This window comes from Rhizobium esperanzae (assembly GCF_002204185.1).
GTDB lineage: Bacteria > Pseudomonadota > Alphaproteobacteria > Rhizobiales > Rhizobiaceae > Rhizobium > Rhizobium esperanzae.
The window spans coordinates 1-837 of record NZ_MXPU01000067.1 but is presented as its reverse complement, the minus strand read 5'-3'; the positions used below and the strand labels follow the sequence as shown (position 1 = coordinate 837).

The 837-nt window shown below is 60.7% G+C and carries 1 protein-coding gene; it reads left to right on the top strand.

Going from position 1 to position 837, the window contains the following annotated elements:
• Positions 1 to 65: 65 nt before the first annotated feature.
• Positions 66 to 837 (top strand): nitrogenase iron protein (nifH, locus tag B5E41_RS30950; RefSeq protein ID WP_088397332.1); only part of this gene is annotated, 772 nt, incomplete at its 3' end.

The following is an 837-nucleotide window of genomic DNA, read 5'->3' as shown; positions in this document are numbered from 1 at the left end:
TGGGAGGCGGCGCGAGCTGCCGGCCTTTTACTCAGCGATGGATGGAACGAAAGAAGGAAGGCGATATGTCAGATTTGCGTCAAATCGCATTTTACGGCAAAGGGGGGATCGGCAAGTCCACCACCTCCCAAAATACGCTCGCAGCGCTTGTCGACCTCGGGCAGAAGATCCTGATCGTCGGATGCGACCCGAAAGCTGACTCCACCCGGCTGATCCTGAACGCCAAAGCACAGGACACGGTTCTGCATCTGGCAGCCCAGGAAGGTTCGGTGGAAGACCTTGAGCTCGAGGACGTGCTCAAGGCCGGCTACAAAGGCATCAAGTGCGTGGAGTCCGGCGGTCCGGAACCGGGCGTCGGCTGCGCCGGGCGCGGCGTCATCACCTCGATCAATTTCCTCGAGGAGAACGGCGCTTATGACGATGTCGACTACGTCTCCTATGACGTGCTCGGCGATGTGGTGTGCGGTGGCTTCGCGATGCCGATCCGTGAGAACAAGGCCCAGGAGATCTACATCGTGATGTCCGGCGAGATGATGGCGCTCTATGCCGCCAACAACATCGCCAAGGGCATCCTGAAATATGCCCATTCCGGCGGCGTGCGGCTCGGCGGCCTGATCTGTAACGAGCGCCAGACGGACCGCGAGCTCGACCTCTCCGAGGCGCTGGCTGCCAGGCTCAATTCCAAGCTCATCCACTTTGTGCCGCGTGACAACATCGTCCAGCACGCCGAGCTCAGGAAGATGACGGTGATCCAGTACGCGCCGGACTCCAAGCAGGCCGGGGAATATCGGGCGCTAGCCGAGAAGATCCATGCCAATTCGGGCCAAGGGACCATTC